Genomic DNA, 16,735 nt, shown 5'->3' with positions numbered 1-16,735 from the left:
CGTCATTTGCGCTCATAGTGATCCGCGACCAGACGATCGAGCAGGCGGACGCCGTAGCCAGACCCCCAGCTCTGGTTGATGTCGGTCTTGGGCGCGCCCATCGCGGTGCCGGCGATGTCGAGATGCGCCCAGGGCGTGCCGTCGACGAAGCGCTGCAGGAATTGCGCCGCGGTGATCGAGCCGCCGTGGCGGCCGCCTGTGTTCTTCATGTCGGCGAACTGGGAATCGATCAGCTTGTCGTATTCGGGACCGAGCGGCAGGCGCCAGACCTTCTCGCCGCTTTCGATGCCCGCCGCGAGCAGACGCCCGGCAAGCTCGTCATTGTTGGAGAACATGCCGGCATGATCGGTGCCGAGCGCGACCACGATCGCGCCGGTGAGCGTCGCCAGGTCCACCATGAATTTCGGCTTGGTCTTCTTGGCGACGTACCAGAGCACGTCGGCCAGCACGAGGCGGCCCTCGGCGTCGGTGTTGATGATCTCGATAGTCTGGCCGGACATCGAGGTGACGATGTCGCCCGGTCGCTGCGCATTGCCATCGGGCATGTTCTCGACGAGGCCGATGGCGCCGACCACGTTGGCCTTGGCCTTGCGGGCTGCGAGCGCGTGCATCAGGCCGACGACGCAGGCCGCGCCCCCCATATCGCCCTTCATGTCCTCCATACTGCCGGCCGCCTTGATCGAGATGCCGCCGGTGTCGAAGCAGACGCCCTTGCCGACGAAGGCGACCGGCGCCTCGCCCTTCTTGCCCCCGTCCCAGCGCATGATCACGGTGCGGCTCGGTCGCGCCGAACCCTGGCCGACGCCGAGCAACGCGCCCATGCCGAGCTTCTGCATCGCCTTGACGTCGAGCACCTCGATTCGCACGCCGAGCTTCCTGAGCTGGCCCGCGCGGCGCGCGAACTCCTCGGGGAAAAGCACGTTCGGCGGCTCGTTGACGAGATCGCGCGCGATGATGACACCATCGACGACTGCGCCTGCCGAGGCAAAGGCCTTCTTCGCCGCCGCCACATCGCCGACCGCGAGCGACACGTCGGCGCGCAAGGCGCCCTCCTCGCCCTCCTTCTTCTTGGTCTTGTAACGATCGAACTTGTAGGCGCGCAAGCGCAGGCCCGACGCGATCGCGACCGTCTGCTCGGTGTTCATGGCGCCGTCAGGCAGTTCCGCCATGATGGTCATGGCAGCGGAACCCGCCTTGAGCTTGCCGGCCGCCATGCCGCCGAACTTGAGGAAGTCGTTGCCCTTCAGGCCTCCGGCCTTCCCGGTCCCGATCACGATCAGCCGTTCGGCCTTGAGACCTTCGGGGGCGAGGATGTCCAGGGCCGCACCGCTTTTGCCCTTGAAGGAGCCCGCCGCCGCCGCCCGCTTCACGAGTTCGCCAGCACCGCCGAGCGCCTTGGCCGTCGCCGGGCCGACCTTCAGAGCCTCGTCACAAAACACGACCAGAATGCCACGGGTGGCGGAGGCGAGCGGGACAAAGCCGACCTTGATGGCATCGGACATGGGTAACTCCTCGGATTCATGGGACTTTTTTCGATCAACCGGGACGGCCAGAGGCCTGGGCTGAACGGCGATTCACTCTGCTTTCCACACTATGGGCGAGAAGCGCTGACAATGCCAAGCACCGCCCGTGGCGTGGAGGTCACATCGAGGGAAATATTAACCATATATTGACGGTGCCTTGGGTCAGCCATTTTGTTGACGGATCAAAGGGATGGTAGTGAGAAAGTAAGCCTCCGGAAGAGGTGGTTGGCCGGCCTTGGGGATCCCTGTCAGGGGATTGGTCGGACATCAGGAATTTCCGGTGTGCGCGTTGGGGCTTTGGTGGGATTCGTGCGGTAGCGCATGGGGTCGATTGACAGGTATATTTTCCGCACGACGCTGGCGTCGTTTGCGCTCGTCCTGGTCAGCCTCACCGGCGTGATCTGGATTACGCAGGCGTTGCGGGGCATCGACCTGATGACGAGCCAGGGTCAAACCATCCTGACCTTCCTCGGCATCACCAGCCTCGTGATCCCCGCGCTGGTGCTGATCATCTCGCCGATCGCGCTGATGATCGCGATCTCGCACACGCTGAACAAGCTCGCGACCGATTCCGAGATCATCGTGATGAATGCCGCCGGCTTCTCGCCGTTCCGGCTATTCTATCCGTTCTTCTACGCCACCTGCGTGGTGGCGCTGCTGGTCGCCTTCATCGCGGCCTATCTCGCCCCCGACGGCATGCGGCGGATCAAGCAATGGGATGCCGAGATCACCGCCGACGTGCTCACCAACATCCTGCAGCCCGGCCGCTTCGCCCAGCTCGACAAGAACCTCACGATCCGCATCCGCGAGCGGCTGCCCGGCGGCATCCTCGCCGGCATCTTCATCGACGACCGCCGCGATCCGAATGAGCGCGTCTCGATCGTCGCCGAGCACGGCGAGGTCGTGAAGAACGAGAACGGATCGTTCCTGGTGCTCAAGGACGGCAATCTCGAACGTTTCGAGGCCGGCAAGCGCGATCCCGCGCTGGTGGCATTCGGCCGCTATGGCTTCGACATGTCGAAGTTCGGCAATCAGGGTCACGACGTCACGCTCGGCATTCGCGAGCGTTATCTCTGGGAGCTGTTCGCGCCGTCCCAGGACGATCCCGTCTACAAGGCGGTCCCCGGCCAGTTCTGGTCGGAGCTGCATGATCGCCTGATGGCGCCGCTCTACCCGTTCGCCTTTGCGGCGCTGACCTTCGCGTTCCTCGGCGCGCCGCGCACGACGCGGCAGAGCCGCAACTTCTCGATCGGCGGCTCGGTGCTCGCGGTGTTCGGACTGCGCATGGCCGGCTTTGCCTGCTCGGTGATGGCCGTGAAGACGCCGTTCGTCGCCGGCGTGCAATATGCGATGCTGGTGACTGCGATCGGCACCGGCCTCTGGATGATCGTCGGTGGCATCGTGGTCGAGCCGCCGCCCGGCCTGCTGGAAGCCATCAACAGGTCTAACGCGCGGGTTGCGCGGCTGTTCGGACGGCCGGCCGCCGCATGAGCATGCTCACCAACACGCTCGGACGCTATTTCGCCGGCCGCTTCGTGGTCGCCGCACTCGGCGTGTTCGCGAGCATTTTCCTGCTGCTGGTGCTGGTCGACTACATCGAGATGGTGCGCAAGACTTCAGGCCTGGCGTCCGCCTCCGCGATCATGGTGGCCGAGACCTCGCTGTTCCGGGTGCCGCAACTGCTGGAGAAGCTGACGCCGTTCTGCATGCTGATCGGCGCCATGACATGCTATCTCGCCCTCTCCCGCCGGCTCGAGCTCGTGGTGGCGCGCGCCGCCGGCATCTCGGCCTGGCAGTTCATCTCGCCCGCGCTCGGCAGCGCGCTGGTGATCGGCGTGCTCGCCACCGTCGCCTACAATCCGATGTCGGCAAACTTACGCGAGCTCTCCAAGCGCATGGAAGCCGAGCTGTTCGGCTCGGCGCCCGGCGGCGGCATCCAGGACGCCTCCGGCTTTTGGCTCAACCAGGTCACCAGCGACGGCCAGACCATCATCAATGCCGCACGCAGCGAGCAGCAGGGCATCCGGCTGACAGGCCTCACGCTGTTCCGGTTTGACACAGATCAGCACTTCAAGGAGCGGATCGAGGCGCGCGAGGCGACGCTCGAGCAAGGCCATTGGCTGTTCAGGGGCGTGCGCCGTTTCACGCTCGATGCCCCGCCGGTCGATCAGGCGAGCCTCGAGATTCCGACGACGCTGACCGAGGCGCAGGTCCGCAACAGCTTTTCCACACCCGAGACTGTGTCCTTTTGGCAACTACCGAGCTACATCCGCTCGTCCGAGAGTTCGGGCTTCGCGACAGCCGGCTATCGACTCCAGTATCACAAGCTACTGGCACAGCCGTTTTTGCTCGCAGCCATGGTGATGCTCGCGGCCTCCGTGTCGTTGCGCTTCTTCCGGATGGGTGGCGTACAGAAGATGGTTTTGAGTGGCGTGGGCGCAGGCTTTCTGCTCTACGTTTTGTCGAAAGTGACTGAAGACTTGAGCAAGGCTGAGTTGATGCATCCGATCGCTGCGGCGTGGTTGCCCGTAGTGGTGGGCGGCCTCACCGGCTTTTTGGCCTTGCTGTACCAGGAGGACGGTTAGTGACTGCCGTCCAACGAGGACCCGTGTCTGAACCGACGTCGCGCACCCGCGTGCGCGCGAACGGATACGGCTTGTCTGTCCGTCGGATCCTGCTCGCGCTGGTCGCGACCGTTTCGCTGGCCGGAATGATGAACGTTGCAGCGGTCGCGCCTGCCGCCGCGCAGGGCTTCACCTACAATCCGCTGCCGCCGCGTCCGAAGCCGCCGCGGGCCGCCAATGACGGCCAGATGCTCGTGCAGGCGACAGAGGTCGACTACGACTACAACAATTCGCGCGTCTCGGCGGTCGGCAACGTTCAGCTGTTCTACAACGGCACCAGCGTCGAAGCCGACAGGGTCATCTACGACCAGAAGACCAAGCGGCTGCATGCCGAGGGCAACATCCGGATGACGGATGCCGACGGCAAGATCACCTATGCCGAGATACTGGATCTGTCCGACGACTACCGCGACGGTTTCGTCGATTCGCTGCGCGTGGACACCGAGGATCAGACCCGGATGGCCGCGACCCGCGCCGATCGCTCCTCGGGCAACTACACCGTGTTCGAGAACGGCGTCTACACCGCCTGCGCGCCGTGCCGGGACGATCCGAAGAAGCCCCCGCTCTGGCAGGTCAAGGGTGCCCGCATCATCCACGACCAGCAGGAGAAGATGCTGTATTTCGAGACGGCGCAGCTCGAATTCTTCGGCGTGCCGCTCGCCTATATGCCTTACTTCTCGACGCCCGATCCGACCGTGAAGCGCAAGACCGGCTTCCTGATGCCGGGCTTCACCTCCTACACGGCGTTCGGTTACGGCGTCGAAGTCCCGTTCTATTGGGCGATTGCGCCCGATATGGACGCGACGTTCAACCCGCGCATCACCTCCAAGCAGGGCGTGCTGTTCCAGGCCGAGTTCCGCCAGCGCCTGCTGGATGGCGCCTATCAGGTCCGTGTCTACGGCATCGACCAGCTCAATCCGGGCAATTTCGCCGGCCAGCCCGGCGACCGCCAGTTCCGCGGCGGCGTCGAGACCAAGGGCCAGTTCGCGCTGAACGACAAATGGGTCTGGGGCTGGGACGGCGTTCTTCTGTCCGATTACTATTTCATGTCGGACTACCGCCTGGCGGCCTATCGCGATCCGCTCGGATCGTTCCTGAATCTACCAACGGAAGCGATCTCGCAGCTTTATCTGACCGGCGTCGGCAATCGCAGCTTCTTCGACGCCCGCACGATGTACTTCCTGAGCTTCTCGGGCAATCAGCAGCAGGTCCCGGTTATCTATCCCGTGATCGACTACTCGAACGTGCTCAACTATCCGATCTTCGGCGGCGAGGTCTCCTACAAGACGAATTTCGTCAACCTGACGCGTAACGACGCGGCGTTCGATCCGATCACGACGACGGCCAATACCAACGGCCTGTGCACGATGGCCTCGGCCGATCCGCTCGCGCGCACACCGACGCAGTGCCTGCTGCGCGGCTTCCCCGGCACCTACACCCGCCTGTCGGCGGAGGCGCAGTGGCGCAAGTCCTACACCGATCCGTTCGGCGAGATCTGGACGCCGTTCGCGATCCTGCGCGCCGATGCGATCAACTCCGAGGTCTCGAACCAGCCGGGCGTTTCGAACTACCTGCCGGTCGGCGACACCCAGGCGTTCCGCCTGATGCCGACCGTTGGTCTCGAATACCGCTATCCCTTCATCAACGTTCAGCCCTGGGGCTCGACCACCATCGAGCCGATCGCGCAGGTCATCATCCGTCCCAACGAGACCTATGCCGGCAGGCTTCCGAACGAGGATGCGCAGAGCATGGTGTTCGACGCCTCGAACCTGTTCAGCGTCGACAAGTTCTCCGGCTATGACCGTGTCGAGGGCGGCGGCCGCGCCAATGTCGGCGTGCAGTCGACCACCCAGTTCGACCATGGCGGCGCGATCAAGGTGCTGTTCGGCCAGTCCTACCAGCTGTTCGGCATGAACTCCTTCGCGGTGCAGGACTCCATCAATACCGGCATCAATTCCGGTCTCGACAAGCCGCGTTCGGATTATGTCGCCAGCGCCAGCTACTCGCCGAACAGCACCTATACGTTCAGCGTCCGCTCCCGCATGGACGAGCAGACCTGGAACTTCCAGCGCTTCGAGGCGGAAGGCCGCGCCAATTTCAATCGCTGGTCGGTCAGCATGCTGTACGGCAATTACGCGGCCCAGCCTGAACTTGGCTACCTGACCCGGCGCGAGGGCATCCTGACGTCGGGCTCGCTCAAGGTCGCGACCAACTGGGTGGTGACGGGCTCGGCGCGCTGGGATCTCCAGGCCAACAAGATCAACCAATATGTGCTCGGCGCCGGCTATGTCGACGATTGCTTCGTGCTGGCGGCGAACTATGTAACTTCGTATAGCTATTCCGCGGGCACCACGCCGCCCGTGCTGAGCCACGCGTTCATGTTCCAGATCGGCTTGCGCACGATCGCGAACTCGGCGGCGTCCAGCAGTTCCACCGGCATCCAGTGAACCCGTCCAAAATGCCGGCCGCGCGATCCCTATCGCAGGATCATCTCGGCTGACATGCGAGCGACAACCATGACGACCACCTTGCCTGTTTTCCGCCTCCTCACTCCTGCCCTCGGCGCCGTGTTGATCGCCATACTCGTCCTCGCCGGCACACCGGCCCGGGCGCAGAACATCGTGGTGATGGTCAACGGTGACCCCATTACCGATTACGACATCGAGCAGCGCTCCAAGCTCGATACGCTGACGACACAGAAGACGCCGAGCCGGCAGGACGTCATCAACGAGCTGATCGACGACAAGATCAAGCTCAAGGAAGGCAAGAAATACGGCGTCGATCCCACAGTCTCCGACGTCAACCAGTCCTATGAGGGTATGGCGCAGCGCATGCGCATCACGCCCGATCAGCTCACCAAGTCGCTCGAGGTCAAGGGCATCCGTCCTGACGTCCTCAAGAGCCGCATGAAGTCCGAAATGGTCTGGACCAGCCTCGTACGTGGCCGGTTCAAGGAGAAGCTGATCGTCGGCGAGAAGGACGTCGCCGACAAGGTGCGCGAAGGGGGCACCGAGAAGCTCCAGATCGAGGGCACCGAATACAAGATGCAGCCGATCGTGCTGATCGTGCCACGCGGCTCGTCTGCGGGCTTGCAGGAGTCGCGGATGAAGGAAGCCGAGACTTATCGCGCCCGCATCGGGAGCTGCGAGGAAGCCAATTCGCTATTCCGCTCGACGCCGAACGCCACCATTCGCGAGAGCGTCACCAAGACCACGGCCGATCTGCCGGAGGCGCTGCGCAAGGTGCTCGACGACACCCCGGTCGGCCACCTCACCGCGCCCGAGGTGACCAAGGCGGGCATCGAAATGGTGGTGCTGTGCGACCGCAAGCCGACCACGATCGACACGCCGAAGAAGCGCGAGATCCGCGACAAGATGTACGTGGAGAAATACGAGAAGACCCAGAAGGCCTATCTCGACGAGCTCCGTAAAGCGGCGATGATCGAATATCGCAACCGCTGATGGCCGCTCCCGCAAAGCCCCTCGCGCTCACGCTCGGAGAGCCCGCCGGCATCGGCCCCGACATCACCATCGCCGCCTGGCTCAGGCGCCGCGAGCTCGGCCTGCCCGCCTTCTATCTGCGCGGCGACGAGGCGCTGATCGCCCGACGCGCCAAAGCGCTCGGCGCCGACATCGAGATCGCCTCGGTGAACCCCAGCGAGGCCGTGGCCGCCTTTGCCGACGCCCTGCCCGTCGTTGCGACCGGCGAGAGCGCGACCGCGGAGCCCGGCAAACCCGACGCCTCGAGCGCACCGGCCGCGCTCGTCTCGATCCGCGAGGCGGTCGCCGATGTCCGCGCAGGCCGCGCCAGCGCCGTCGTCACCAATCCGATTGCCAAGAGCGTGCTCTACCGCGCCGGCTTCCGCCATCCCGGCCACACCGAATTTCTCGCCGAGCTCGCAGGAGCGAACGGCCGCGCACCACAGCCGGTGATGATGCTATGGTCGCCGCGGCTCGCCGTGGTGCCGGTGACGATCCACGTCTCGCTGCGCGATGCCCTCACCCAGCTCACGAGCGACCTGATCGTCTCGACGGTGCGCATCGTTGCGACCGAGCTGAAGTCCCGCTTCGGCATTGCGCAACCGCGCATCGCGGTATCAGGACTCAATCCGCATGCCGGCGAGGATGGCTCGCTCGGCCATGAGGAGCAGACCGTGATCGCGCCGGCGCTCAAGGTGCTGCGCAACGAAGGCATCGACGCCAGGGGGCCGCTGCCCGCCGACACCATGTTCCATGAAGCCGCGCGCAACAGCTACGACTGCGCCGTCTGCATGTATCACGATCAGGCTCTGATCCCGATCAAGACCGTGGCGTTCGACGATGCCGTCAACGTCACGCTGGGCCTGCCCTTCATCCGCACCTCGCCGGACCATGGCACCGCCTTCGACATCGCCGGCACCGGCAAGGCGAACCCTGCGAGCCTGATCGCCGCGCTCAAGCTTGCGAGCCGCATGGCGGCCGCGAACAGCTGATGAGCGCGATCGACGACCTCCCGCCGCTGCGCGAGGTCATTCGCCAGCACGCTCTGTCGGCCCGCAAATCGCTCGGCCAGAACTTTCTGCTCGATCTCAATCTGACCGCGCGCATCGCCCGGGCGGCCGCTCCGCTCGAAGAGAGCGTCATTGTCGAGATCGGCCCCGGCCCCGGTGGACTGACACGGGCGCTGCTCGCCCTCGGTGCCAAGCGCGTCATCGCGATCGAGCATGACGAGCGTGCGATCCCGGCCTTGCAGGATATTTCCGCGCGCTACCCTGACAGGCTCGAGATCGTGCATGGCGATGCCATGACCTTCGACCCGCGCCCGCTGCTTGCGGGCGAGCGCGCCAGGATCGTTGCCAATCTGCCCTACAACATCGCGACCCAGCTTCTGATCAACTGGCTCACCATCGAGCCCTGGCCGCCCTGGTACGACATGATGGTGCTGATGTTTCAGCGCGAGGTCGGCGAGCGCATCGTGGCGCGTGAGGACGAGGACGCCTATGGCCGGCTCGGCGTGCTCGCCAACTGGCGCTGCGAGACCAAGATCCTGTTCGACATTGCACCGTCCGCCTTCGTGCCGCCGCCGAAAGTCACCTCCTCCGTCGTGCGCCTGGTGCCGCGCGCGGAACCTCTGCCGTGCGATCGCAAGCTGCTCGAACAGGTCGCTGCCGCCGCCTTCGGACAGCGCCGGAAAATGCTGCGGCAGAGCCTGAAATCGCTGGGCGTCGATCCCGCGCGACTAGCGCAAGCTGCCGGCGTCGATGCCACGCGGCGCGCCGAGACCATCCCTATCTCCGGCTTTGTTGCCATGGCGCGTGAATTGGCGGATATACGCAGCGAAGCCTGACATCAAGAATTTCGGAGGAAGGAATATGGCGTTGATGCGTCGGCAGTCGCTGGTCAAGTTCGATGCGCCCCTGTGCGAGACCATCGTCGACACGCCCAAGCCGCAAGGTGCCGAGGTGCTGGTGCGCATCGAGCGCTGCGGCCTCTGCCATTCCGACCTGCACATCCAGGACGGCTATGCCGATCTCGGCGGCGGCAAGAAGCTCGACACCACGCGCGGCATGACGCTGCCCTTCACGCTCGGCCACGAGATCGCCGGCATCGTCGACGAGGTCGGCCCTGACGTGCCGGCAGGCCTCGTCGGTTCGAAGAAGGCGGTGTTTCCCTGGATCGGTTGCGGCCAGTGCCGCGACTGCAAGAACGGCGACGAGAATCTTTGCGCCAAGCAGCGCTTCCTCGGCGTCTCCATCGACGGCGGCTTCGCCACCCACGTGCTGGTGCCCGACGCAAAATACCTGCTCGATTACGATCCCCTGCCCGTCAACCAGGCTGCGACCTTGATGTGCTCGGGCGTCACCGCCTACGGCGCGCTCAAGCGCCTGGTCGACCGTCCGCGCCAGCGCAATCTGTTGCTGATCGGTCTTGGCGGCGTCGGCATGATGGGCCTGTCGTTCGCACAGGCAATGTTCAAGCAGCCGATCACGGTTGCCGATTTGTCACCGGCCGCACGCGACACTGCGCTGAAGAACGGTGCAGCCAACGCCTACGATCCGTCCGAGCCCGACGTGATCAAGCGTATCCTGAAGGAGACCGATGGCGGCTTCGACGAGGTGGTCGATTTCGCCGGCAACGAGAAGTCGATGGCGTTTGCGGTCGCAGTCGCCGCGCGCGGCGGCAAGGTCGTGGTCTCCGGCCTGATGGGCGGCCAGTTCACGCTGCCGATGGTGCAATGGGTCTACAAGCGCCTGACCGTCGAGGGTTTCATGGTCGGCACGCTTGCCGAGGCGCATGAGCTGATGGCGCTTGCCCGCGCCGGCAAGATCAAGCCGACGCCGATGCGCGAGGAGCCGATGGGCGACGTCCAGAAATGGATCGACGAATTGCGCGCCGGCAAGGTGGTCGGCCGCATCGTGCTGAAGAACTGAGTCGTCGCCGACGGCGAGATGTCTTGCCGCTGCGCGCGGAACGGCTTCGGCCGCACCGCGTTGGCAGCGCATGTCCATTCGCTGCACAGTCGAGAGCGCATTCTTCATCGCCTGGAGCTTCCTCGAGAAGTCCGGCGAGCTCGGGCCGCCTGATGTCTCTGCGGACATCATTCTCGACGCGATCGAAGCGCAGCTCAGAACCGGCGAGCGGCGGCCGCTGATGCTCGCCAACCGGGCGATCGATGCGTACCGGCGCGCGAACCGCCAATCGGCGGCGCGTGAGGCCCGCCTCGGGTAGTGGCCGCAGGCCATCAGCGCTCAGGCAGGGCACGTGTTCCGTTTTCGACATATCCGGTGTTCTCCGGCCAAGAACAGAGTTCGGCGCGTGGCGCACAGGCAACACGAGGCGGGCATTGGCGTTTTCCGCCAATCTTTTTCGATTTCCCGTAAGCCCTTGTGTGCACTTTGGAACCGTCGGTTTCCCCGCGGGAACGTAGGGTTCTCTCCGTGCCGATTCCCGGCAGCCAAGAGAGCAAGCGTGATCGGCCGGCCCCAGAACGAGCTGCTTCAGAGGCTCAGCGCTCATGATTACGAGTTGCTCGCACCTCACTTGCAACCGGTCGATCTTCCCGCCAGCCACATCCTGCATCATGCGGGCGACAGCATCACGGCCATCCACTTCCCTTGCGACGCCGCTTTCGTGTCGTTCGCAGTTCCGGTCGAGGACGATCGCGAGGTGGAAAGCCTGCTGGTCGGCCGCGAGGGCGCCATCGGCATTCCCCTGGGGCGCGGTCCGTCGCTGGCCTATGCGCGCATCATCGTGAAGGTCGGCGGCACGGCGCAGCGCCTGCCGCTCCGCGCGTTCGAGCAGATCCAGCAGCGATCGGCGAGCCTGCGGGATCTGTTCGCGCGCTATGCGGACTGCCAGCTCGCACAGCTGCTGCAAACCGCCGCATGCAACGCCGCGCATTCGATCGAACAGCGTGCAGCGAAATGGATCATCGCGGCGCAGGAGCATATCGGCCGCGACGAAATTCCCTTCACCCACGAGCAACTCGCCGGCATGCTCGGCGTCTCCCGCAGCTATGCCAGCCGCGTCATCCAGATGCTGAAGGCACGGCGTATCCTGGCAACGCGTCGGGGTGCGATCCTGATCCTTGACGCCCCTGCTCTTCAAGCCAGCGCGTGCGCCTGCAACAGCGCGGTGAAGAGACATTTCGGCGAAATGCTAGGCGTATCCTGACGGCGCGCCCGATCGAGGCGATCAGGAACATCGTCGCCTGATCTGCATTGTCCAAATTCCGCTGCACTTCTTTCCAGTTCAAGCGGCGGCAGCCTCGCGCCGACATGACGTAGCGTTAGCCGGCGACGGGGCCAGTTGGCGCGACGCGATCCACCTCATCCAAGATCACTTCGGATCCGATGCTGGAACGCCCTGCGTGTCCAGCGCGTTGTCTTCCAGTCAAGGCAACGACGGAGTCTGAACTGCATGACGAAGCCGCTGACAAAGAACGTGCAACCCGTTCCCGACGAGAACCAGAGCCATAAGGGCGCCGGCAGCGTGCCGACCGTACCCGTCGATACGACCAAGGGTCATCGCGACGACGAGAAACAGAACATCCGTGAACAGGCGGCCCACGGCAACCTCACCCAGAACACCAGCAATCGGCGCATGGGATAGGCGCGGCAACTTGGGGGGAATGGAGAGGAGATACGACCTTGGTGACTCCCGGCAAATGGTACGATCCGATCTCGGAACGCTGGATCGCGCCGCGCGAACTCCGCATCGTAGCTTCCTCCCCCCGTGCAACCGAGAACCACGTGCTCGAGATGCAGAGGTCCGTCGAGATCCAGCGCATCTGGCGTCTGCTGGTCGACAGCTGCGCAAGCAAGTGATGCTCCTGCCCGTGCGTGACGGCGCAGCCGCGCGCCGTCCGCCACATATTAATCCCCCTGCATGACAGAGCCCGCATCCCCCGCCAGGCCCATCGCCGTCGCGATCCGCTATGTCACGATCATCGCCGGCTGCGCCTGCCTGCTCCTCACCGCGATCTGCTTTGCCATCGCTTGCCAGGTTTTCATCCAGACCGGCGTGTTCGCGCAATCCTACGCGATGGTGGGGCTGATCAGCGGCGTTCTCGGCATGTCGGCGCTGAAGCTGGCGCGTGTGTGGCGATGAGCCTTCGCCCGGATCGAACTGACGCCGCAAGCGTCAAATCTGGCCGTGAGAGCCCGGCGGCACCATGTAAAGGGTCATGGCAAAGATCGCATAGATAAACAAAAGCAAGGCGCCGATAAACCATGCCGAGCGGCCGCCATTGGTGATGAAGCAAGCTGTCACGGTCGCGATCATGACCATGGTCACGGCGCCGGGCCAGAACTGCAAGTCCATCGGCTTTGGGCCGACGACATAGCTCAGCAGCACCAGCACGGGCGCAACGAACAGGGCGATTTGAGATGCGCTCCCGAGCGCAATACTAACGCTCATGTCGAGCCGGTTCTTGCGCGCGGCGGAAAATGCCACCGCCATTTCAGCCGCGGCGCCAACCAGCGCGACGATGATGAAACCGACAAAGGCCGGGCTCAATCCCAGGGTCCCTCCCGCCTTCTGCACCGAACTCACGAAGATCTCGCTCACCAGCGCTACCAGCACTGTGACTACGAGGAGCGTGCCGACGGCCAGTCCGATCGGCCATCCGCCGCTGCCGGATTCGCCATGGTCTTCGCTGGCAAACAGCTCCTTGTGTGTCCGAAGCGAGAACAACAGTCCCAGCCCATACGCACAGATCAGCAACACCGCGAGAGCCGCACTGAGGTTCTGCGCCATCACCTCGCCTCGCGCCAGATCAAGCTCGGCAACCGCGGCCGGCGCGAGCAGCGCGATCGTCGCCATCAGAAGAAGCGACGCATACAGCCTGCCCCCGGCGCGATTGTACTCCTGGACGTGATTGCGAAGTCCGCCGAGGAGAAAGGAGGCGCCGAGCATGAAAAGCGAGTTCGTCACGATCGCACCGGCAATCGACGCCTTCACCAGCATGTATTCTCCCGCCTGGAGCGCGGCGATGGCGATGATCAATTCGGTGAGGTTTCCCAACGTTGCATTGAGCAAGCCGCCAATCGCATCGCCTGTCCTTTCGGCGACACTCTCCGTGGCCTGACTGAGCAGCGCAGCAAGAGGCACGATGGCGAGAACCGAGAGCACGAACAAGGTCGTGTGCGAGGATGGGGCGGCATGCTCGACGACAAGCACAATGGGCACGAAAACGAGCATCCAGAGCAGAGGATTGGATCGGATTTCCTTGAACAGCGGATGCATGGCCCCAGCCCCTCACGACGCGGCGACGCCAATACCTCGCAAGGCAGCCCGCCGCCGCTCTTGATGTATGTCAAGGCAGGCCGCTTGCCCCATGCCCGTCGTTGCTCTCCCTCACACCGCTTTCCGCCGACGCATGCAGCTGATAAACTGGCGTCATTGCTTTGGGGGGATTGATGCACGCGAGAATTTTCAATCGCGTCGTGATGCTGGCGGCGCTCGTCGCAGCCACGCTCACCGCCGCACAACCGGCATCGGCCGAGAAGCGCATCGCGCTTGTCGTCGGCAACTCCGCCTACAAGAACATCACGCCGCTCGACAACCCCTCCAAGGATGCGAGCCTGATGGCCGACACGCTCGGCTCGCTCGGCTTCACGCTGGTCGGCGGCCGTGCCCAGCTCGATCTCGACAAGGCCGCGATGGACATCGCCGTGCAGAGCTTTGGGAAACAGGTGCAGGGCGCTGACGTTGCGCTGTTCTATTATGCCGGCCACGGCGTGCAGGTGGCCGGCTCCAACTATCTCGTGCCCGTTGGCGCCAATCCGACGCGCGAGGCCGACGTCGACTTCCAGATGACCGACGTCAACCTGGTGCTGCGGCAGATGCAGGGCTCCGGCACGCGGCTCAACCTCGTCATCCTCGACGCCTGCCGCAACAACCCCTTCGGCTCGCGCGGCCTGCGCTCCTCCGAGGGGGGCCTGGCGCAGATGCGCGCGCCCGAGGGCACGCTGATCTCCTATGCGACCCAGCCCGGCAATGTCGCCCAGGACGGCAGCGACGGTCACAGCCCCTATACCAAGGCGCTCGCTACGACCGTACGCACCGCAGGCCTCGACGTGTTCCAGACCTTCAACCAGGTCGGCCTCGCCGTGAAGCGCGCTACCGCGGGTGCGCAACAACCCTGGGTCTCGTCCTCGCCGATCGACGGCACGTTCTATTTCGTGCCGCCAACGCAGACTGCGCCGCCGCAGGTCGCGGCGATGCAGGCAGATCCGCTGCCGTCGGAGCGCCTCCGCGCCGATCCCGACCGCGTTCCGTTGCGCGACGCCGCGCTGCTCAGCGAGTTGAACGAGCGGCTCTACGAGCTCAATTTCGATCCTGATACGCCCGACGGACTGACGCGTGCCATCACGAAGCTTCAACAGCGCATTGCCATGGCGCCGACCGGCGAAGCAACCGAGGGCCTACTGCTGCGGATGCGCAAGATGGAAGATCTCAAGCCGTGGGGCTCGATCGTCTACGGGCCCGACACCAACAAATGGGGTATCTCGTGGAATCACGCCTCGCGGCGCGCGGCAGTGGCGGACGCACGCGGCAATTGCGCCGGCGCCAAATGTGCGATCGAGCTGTCCTTCTACGGCAAGAGCTGTGGCGCGTTCGCGATCTCGGACAAGTCCTGGTCGCTGGTCCAGCGCGACAGCGTCCAGCGCGCGAAGGACGCCGCGCTTGACGATTGCGGCAAGGCTGGCAAAGCTTGCCGCATTATTGGTGCGGTCTGTGCCGACGGCTCCGGCCGTTGATCTTGCAGTTGATCTTGCAGTCGATCTTGCCGCTGATTTTTCATGATGATGGATTTCTCGCTCATGTCGAACAATACTAGCCGCCCTTTTTTCCTCGCCGCGCTCGTCCTGTCCCTCGCCTCATCCTCGGCCTTCGCGCAATCCGGCAGCGCCGGCGGCTCGATCGGCAATGACGAGAAATCGCTATCCGGCTCGCGATCGGATCGTTCCGCGGAGCCCGCACCGTCGGCACGCCGGAGCAAGCCGGCCGCCGATGAACCGCGCTCGTCGTCGCGGCGCGGCGGCGGAGGCGGTAGCGGCGGCGGCGGCAGCTTCGACGGCGCCTGGGCCGTCACCAGTGTCGGCTGCGGTGGCTCGACCAGCGGTGCGGTCGTGGTCAGTTCGGGCCGGGTGATCGGCGAAGGGGTGAGCGGAACCGTAAGCCCAAGCGGCTCGGTCTCGACGCACGGACAAGGCCAGGGCGTGACCTTCACCAGTGCAGGCCGCCTCTCCGGCCGCAGCGGGACCGGCACCTGGCGCCGCTCCGACGGCTGCGGCGGAACCTGGACCTCAACCAAGCAGTAAAGACGAAAAAAGCCTGAATTAGCGCTGGAACGAACGCCGCGCAGGCCCGATTCAAGCCACATCCTCTCCGGATTTGCGGCTCATTGCCACCTAACTCTTTGGTGAGAAAGGGAAGGTAACGAGTTGCGTCATGCGTAATCGGGAGACCAGGATGGGCAACCGCACCGCAAAGTTCATATCCGCGCTGGTCGGCAGCATTGTTGTCGGCGCACCATTGGCCGCTGTCTCGCAGAATGCGCCGAGCGCGCCTGCCACCGCAAGCACGGCACCTGCCGCGAGCGATTGTATCGCCTCGCCGAAGGGCGCAGCGCCGCAGGGACAGCACTGGCACTATCGCGTCGAACGCGGAACCAAGCGGCAATGCTGGTATTTGCGCGCCGAGGGGCCCAAAGCCGCAACCACCGCGCAGACCGCGAATAGCGCGCCGCAACCGGATTCGTCGCCGCCGCAATCGTTGCAGAATGCGCGCGCCGAATACATCGCGCCGCAGAGCGGCGCCGCACAAACCGCGCCTGCCTCAGCGATTCCGGCGCAGCCAACTCAACCCGCGCCGACCACGAGCAGCGAAGCGCAGCAGCCGGCAGTCGCCACGCGCTGGCCGGACACCACGACGGCAGCCCCCGCTCCTGCGTCGCAGCCGGCAGCTGCCCCCGCAACGGCGGCCGAGCAGCCGAGCGCGCAGCCGGCCGAATCCCCCGCCCCGGTGGCGCTCGCCTCGGCCGACGCGCCCGCCGACAAGCCGACCGGCTCGCTCCAGATGCTCCTGCTCGTCATCGGCGGGG

Annotated in this window: 17 protein-coding genes and 1 pseudogene; 16 read left to right on the top strand and 2 right to left on the bottom strand. The window is 64.8% G+C overall.

All coding sequences use genetic code 11. The features are described 5' to 3' along the window. Nucleotides 1–2: 2 nt before the first annotated feature. On the bottom strand, nucleotides 3–1,502 hold the full coding sequence (locus Q0687_RS20225) for a leucyl aminopeptidase (RefSeq protein WP_298880318.1): 1,500 nt from the start codon (nucleotides 1,500–1,502) through the stop codon (nucleotides 3–5). A gap of 342 nt (nucleotides 1,503–1,844) precedes the next feature. Here Q0687_RS20225 and lptF point away from each other — a divergent pair, with 342 nt between their 5' ends. The 12 genes from lptF to Q0687_RS20165 all read left to right on the top strand — a co-directional run bounded on the left by lptF (nucleotide 1,845) and on the right by Q0687_RS20165 (nucleotide 12,735). Beyond that, the gene (gene lptF / locus Q0687_RS20220; protein WP_298880316.1) at nucleotides 1,845–3,014 is read left to right on the top strand and encodes an LPS export ABC transporter permease LptF; all 1,170 of its coding nucleotides are present in this window, start codon (nucleotides 1,845–1,847) and stop codon (nucleotides 3,012–3,014) included. Then, on the top strand, nucleotides 3,011–4,108 hold the full coding sequence (gene lptG, locus Q0687_RS20215; protein WP_298880314.1) for an LPS export ABC transporter permease LptG: 1,098 nt from the start codon (nucleotides 3,011–3,013) through the stop codon (nucleotides 4,106–4,108). The genes lptF and lptG overlap by 4 nt, the downstream gene beginning before the upstream one ends. Continuing rightward, nucleotides 4,108–6,594, top strand: coding sequence for an LPS-assembly protein LptD (locus Q0687_RS20210; RefSeq protein ID WP_298880313.1), 2,487 nt, complete (start codon nucleotides 4,108–4,110; stop codon nucleotides 6,592–6,594). The genes lptG and Q0687_RS20210 overlap by 1 nt, the downstream gene beginning before the upstream one ends. Nucleotides 6,595–6,663: 69 nt before the next feature. After that, on the top strand, nucleotides 6,664–7,608 hold the full coding sequence (locus Q0687_RS20205; protein ID WP_298880310.1) for a peptidylprolyl isomerase: 945 nt from the start codon (nucleotides 6,664–6,666) through the stop codon (nucleotides 7,606–7,608). Further along, nucleotides 7,608–8,618, top strand: coding sequence for a 4-hydroxythreonine-4-phosphate dehydrogenase PdxA (pdxA, locus tag Q0687_RS20200; protein ID WP_298880309.1), 1,011 nt, complete (start codon nucleotides 7,608–7,610; stop codon nucleotides 8,616–8,618). The genes Q0687_RS20205 and pdxA overlap by 1 nt, the downstream gene beginning before the upstream one ends. Next, nucleotides 8,618–9,472 carry a 16S rRNA (adenine(1518)-N(6)/adenine(1519)-N(6))-dimethyltransferase RsmA gene (gene rsmA, locus Q0687_RS20195; RefSeq protein WP_298880306.1) on the top strand — a complete coding sequence of 285 codons (855 nt, stop codon included), beginning with the start codon at nucleotides 8,618–8,620 and terminating at the stop codon, nucleotides 9,470–9,472. The genes pdxA and rsmA overlap by 1 nt, the downstream gene beginning before the upstream one ends. Before the next feature lie 25 nt (nucleotides 9,473–9,497). Next, nucleotides 9,498–10,556, top strand: a complete 1,059-nt coding sequence (locus Q0687_RS20190; RefSeq protein ID WP_298880303.1) for an alcohol dehydrogenase — start codon at nucleotides 9,498–9,500, stop codon at nucleotides 10,554–10,556. Between the two features lie 70 nt (nucleotides 10,557–10,626). After that, nucleotides 10,627–10,854: a hypothetical protein gene (locus Q0687_RS20185; RefSeq protein ID WP_298880301.1), complete on the top strand. Its 228-nt coding sequence runs from the start codon at nucleotides 10,627–10,629 to the stop codon at nucleotides 10,852–10,854. A 240-nt stretch (nucleotides 10,855–11,094) separates the two neighbouring features. Beyond that, the gene (locus Q0687_RS20180) at nucleotides 11,095–11,799 is read left to right on the top strand and encodes a Crp/Fnr family transcriptional regulator (RefSeq protein ID WP_298880299.1); all 705 of its coding nucleotides are present in this window, start codon (nucleotides 11,095–11,097) and stop codon (nucleotides 11,797–11,799) included. A gap of 246 nt (nucleotides 11,800–12,045) precedes the next feature. After that, entirely contained in the window at nucleotides 12,046–12,237 is a 192-nt protein-coding gene (locus Q0687_RS20175; protein ID WP_298880297.1) for a hypothetical protein, read from the top strand. A gap of 38 nt (nucleotides 12,238–12,275) precedes the next feature. Further along, complete coding sequence (locus Q0687_RS20170) at nucleotides 12,276–12,452, top strand: hypothetical protein (protein ID WP_298880736.1); 177 nt, start codon at nucleotides 12,276–12,278, stop codon at nucleotides 12,450–12,452. 61 nt (nucleotides 12,453–12,513) lie between these two features. After that, on the top strand, nucleotides 12,514–12,735 hold the full coding sequence (locus Q0687_RS20165) for a hypothetical protein (protein ID WP_298880295.1): 222 nt from the start codon (nucleotides 12,514–12,516) through the stop codon (nucleotides 12,733–12,735). Nucleotides 12,736–12,768: 33 nt separating this feature from the next. Here Q0687_RS20165 and cax read toward each other — a convergent pair whose 3' ends face one another. Next, a complete protein-coding gene (cax, locus tag Q0687_RS20160) occupies nucleotides 12,769–13,872 on the bottom strand; it encodes a calcium/proton exchanger (protein ID WP_298880292.1) in 1,104 nt (367 codons plus the stop codon). Between cax and Q0687_RS20155 the strand changes: the two genes are divergently transcribed. From Q0687_RS20155 to Q0687_RS20140, 4 genes and pseudogenes are all read left to right on the top strand, one after another. Then, on the top strand, nucleotides 13,789–14,046 hold the full coding sequence (locus Q0687_RS20155) for a hypothetical protein (protein ID WP_298880733.1): 258 nt from the start codon (nucleotides 13,789–13,791) through the stop codon (nucleotides 14,044–14,046). The two genes, cax and Q0687_RS20155, sit on opposite strands and share 84 nt — an antisense overlap. Further along, nucleotides 14,046–15,389 carry a caspase family protein gene (locus tag Q0687_RS20150; RefSeq protein WP_298880291.1) on the top strand — a complete coding sequence of 448 codons (1,344 nt, stop codon included), beginning with the start codon at nucleotides 14,046–14,048 and terminating at the stop codon, nucleotides 15,387–15,389. The genes Q0687_RS20155 and Q0687_RS20150 overlap by 1 nt, the downstream gene beginning before the upstream one ends. A gap of 63 nt (nucleotides 15,390–15,452) precedes the next feature. Continuing rightward, nucleotides 15,453–15,953: a hypothetical protein gene (locus Q0687_RS20145; RefSeq protein ID WP_298880287.1), complete on the top strand. Its 501-nt coding sequence runs from the start codon at nucleotides 15,453–15,455 to the stop codon at nucleotides 15,951–15,953. Between the two features lie 151 nt (nucleotides 15,954–16,104). Beyond that, nucleotides 16,105–16,735, top strand: a pseudogene (locus Q0687_RS20140) (hypothetical protein); the annotation flags it as partial.

Origin of the sequence: uncultured Bradyrhizobium sp., from assembly GCF_936928535.1 — a bacterium.
Classification (GTDB): Bacteria; Pseudomonadota; Alphaproteobacteria; order Rhizobiales; family Xanthobacteraceae; genus Bradyrhizobium.
Note: the sequence above shows the minus strand (reverse complement) of the source record. Positions and strands in the feature narration are given on the sequence as shown.

Excerpts from the sequence above, each read along its gene's own strand:
- Q0687_RS20225 (WP_298880318.1), bottom strand. The coding sequence starts at position 1,502 with ATGTCCGATGCCATCAAGGTCGGCTTTGTCCCGCTCGCCTCCGCCACC.
- lptF (WP_298880316.1), top strand. The coding sequence starts at position 1,845 with ATGGGGTCGATTGACAGGTATATTTTCCGCACGACGCTGGCGTCGTTT.
- lptG (WP_298880314.1), top strand. The coding sequence starts at position 3,011 with ATGAGCATGCTCACCAACACGCTCGGACGCTATTTCGCCGGCCGCTTC.
- Q0687_RS20205 (WP_298880310.1), top strand. The coding sequence starts at position 6,664 with ATGACGACCACCTTGCCTGTTTTCCGCCTCCTCACTCCTGCCCTCGGC.
- pdxA (WP_298880309.1), top strand. The coding sequence starts at position 7,608 with ATGGCCGCTCCCGCAAAGCCCCTCGCGCTCACGCTCGGAGAGCCCGCC.
- rsmA (WP_298880306.1), top strand. The coding sequence starts at position 8,618 with ATGAGCGCGATCGACGACCTCCCGCCGCTGCGCGAGGTCATTCGCCAG.
- Q0687_RS20190 (WP_298880303.1), top strand. The coding sequence starts at position 9,498 with ATGGCGTTGATGCGTCGGCAGTCGCTGGTCAAGTTCGATGCGCCCCTG.
- Q0687_RS20185 (WP_298880301.1), top strand. The coding sequence starts at position 10,627 with ATGTCCATTCGCTGCACAGTCGAGAGCGCATTCTTCATCGCCTGGAGC.
- Q0687_RS20175 (WP_298880297.1), top strand. The coding sequence starts at position 12,046 with ATGACGAAGCCGCTGACAAAGAACGTGCAACCCGTTCCCGACGAGAAC.
- Q0687_RS20165 (WP_298880295.1), top strand. The coding sequence starts at position 12,514 with ATGACAGAGCCCGCATCCCCCGCCAGGCCCATCGCCGTCGCGATCCGC.
- Q0687_RS20155 (WP_298880733.1), top strand. The coding sequence starts at position 13,789 with ATGCTCGACGACAAGCACAATGGGCACGAAAACGAGCATCCAGAGCAG.
- cax (WP_298880292.1), bottom strand. The coding sequence starts at position 13,872 with ATGCATCCGCTGTTCAAGGAAATCCGATCCAATCCTCTGCTCTGGATG.
- Q0687_RS20150 (WP_298880291.1), top strand. The coding sequence starts at position 14,046 with ATGCACGCGAGAATTTTCAATCGCGTCGTGATGCTGGCGGCGCTCGTC.
- Q0687_RS20145 (WP_298880287.1), top strand. The coding sequence starts at position 15,453 with ATGTCGAACAATACTAGCCGCCCTTTTTTCCTCGCCGCGCTCGTCCTG.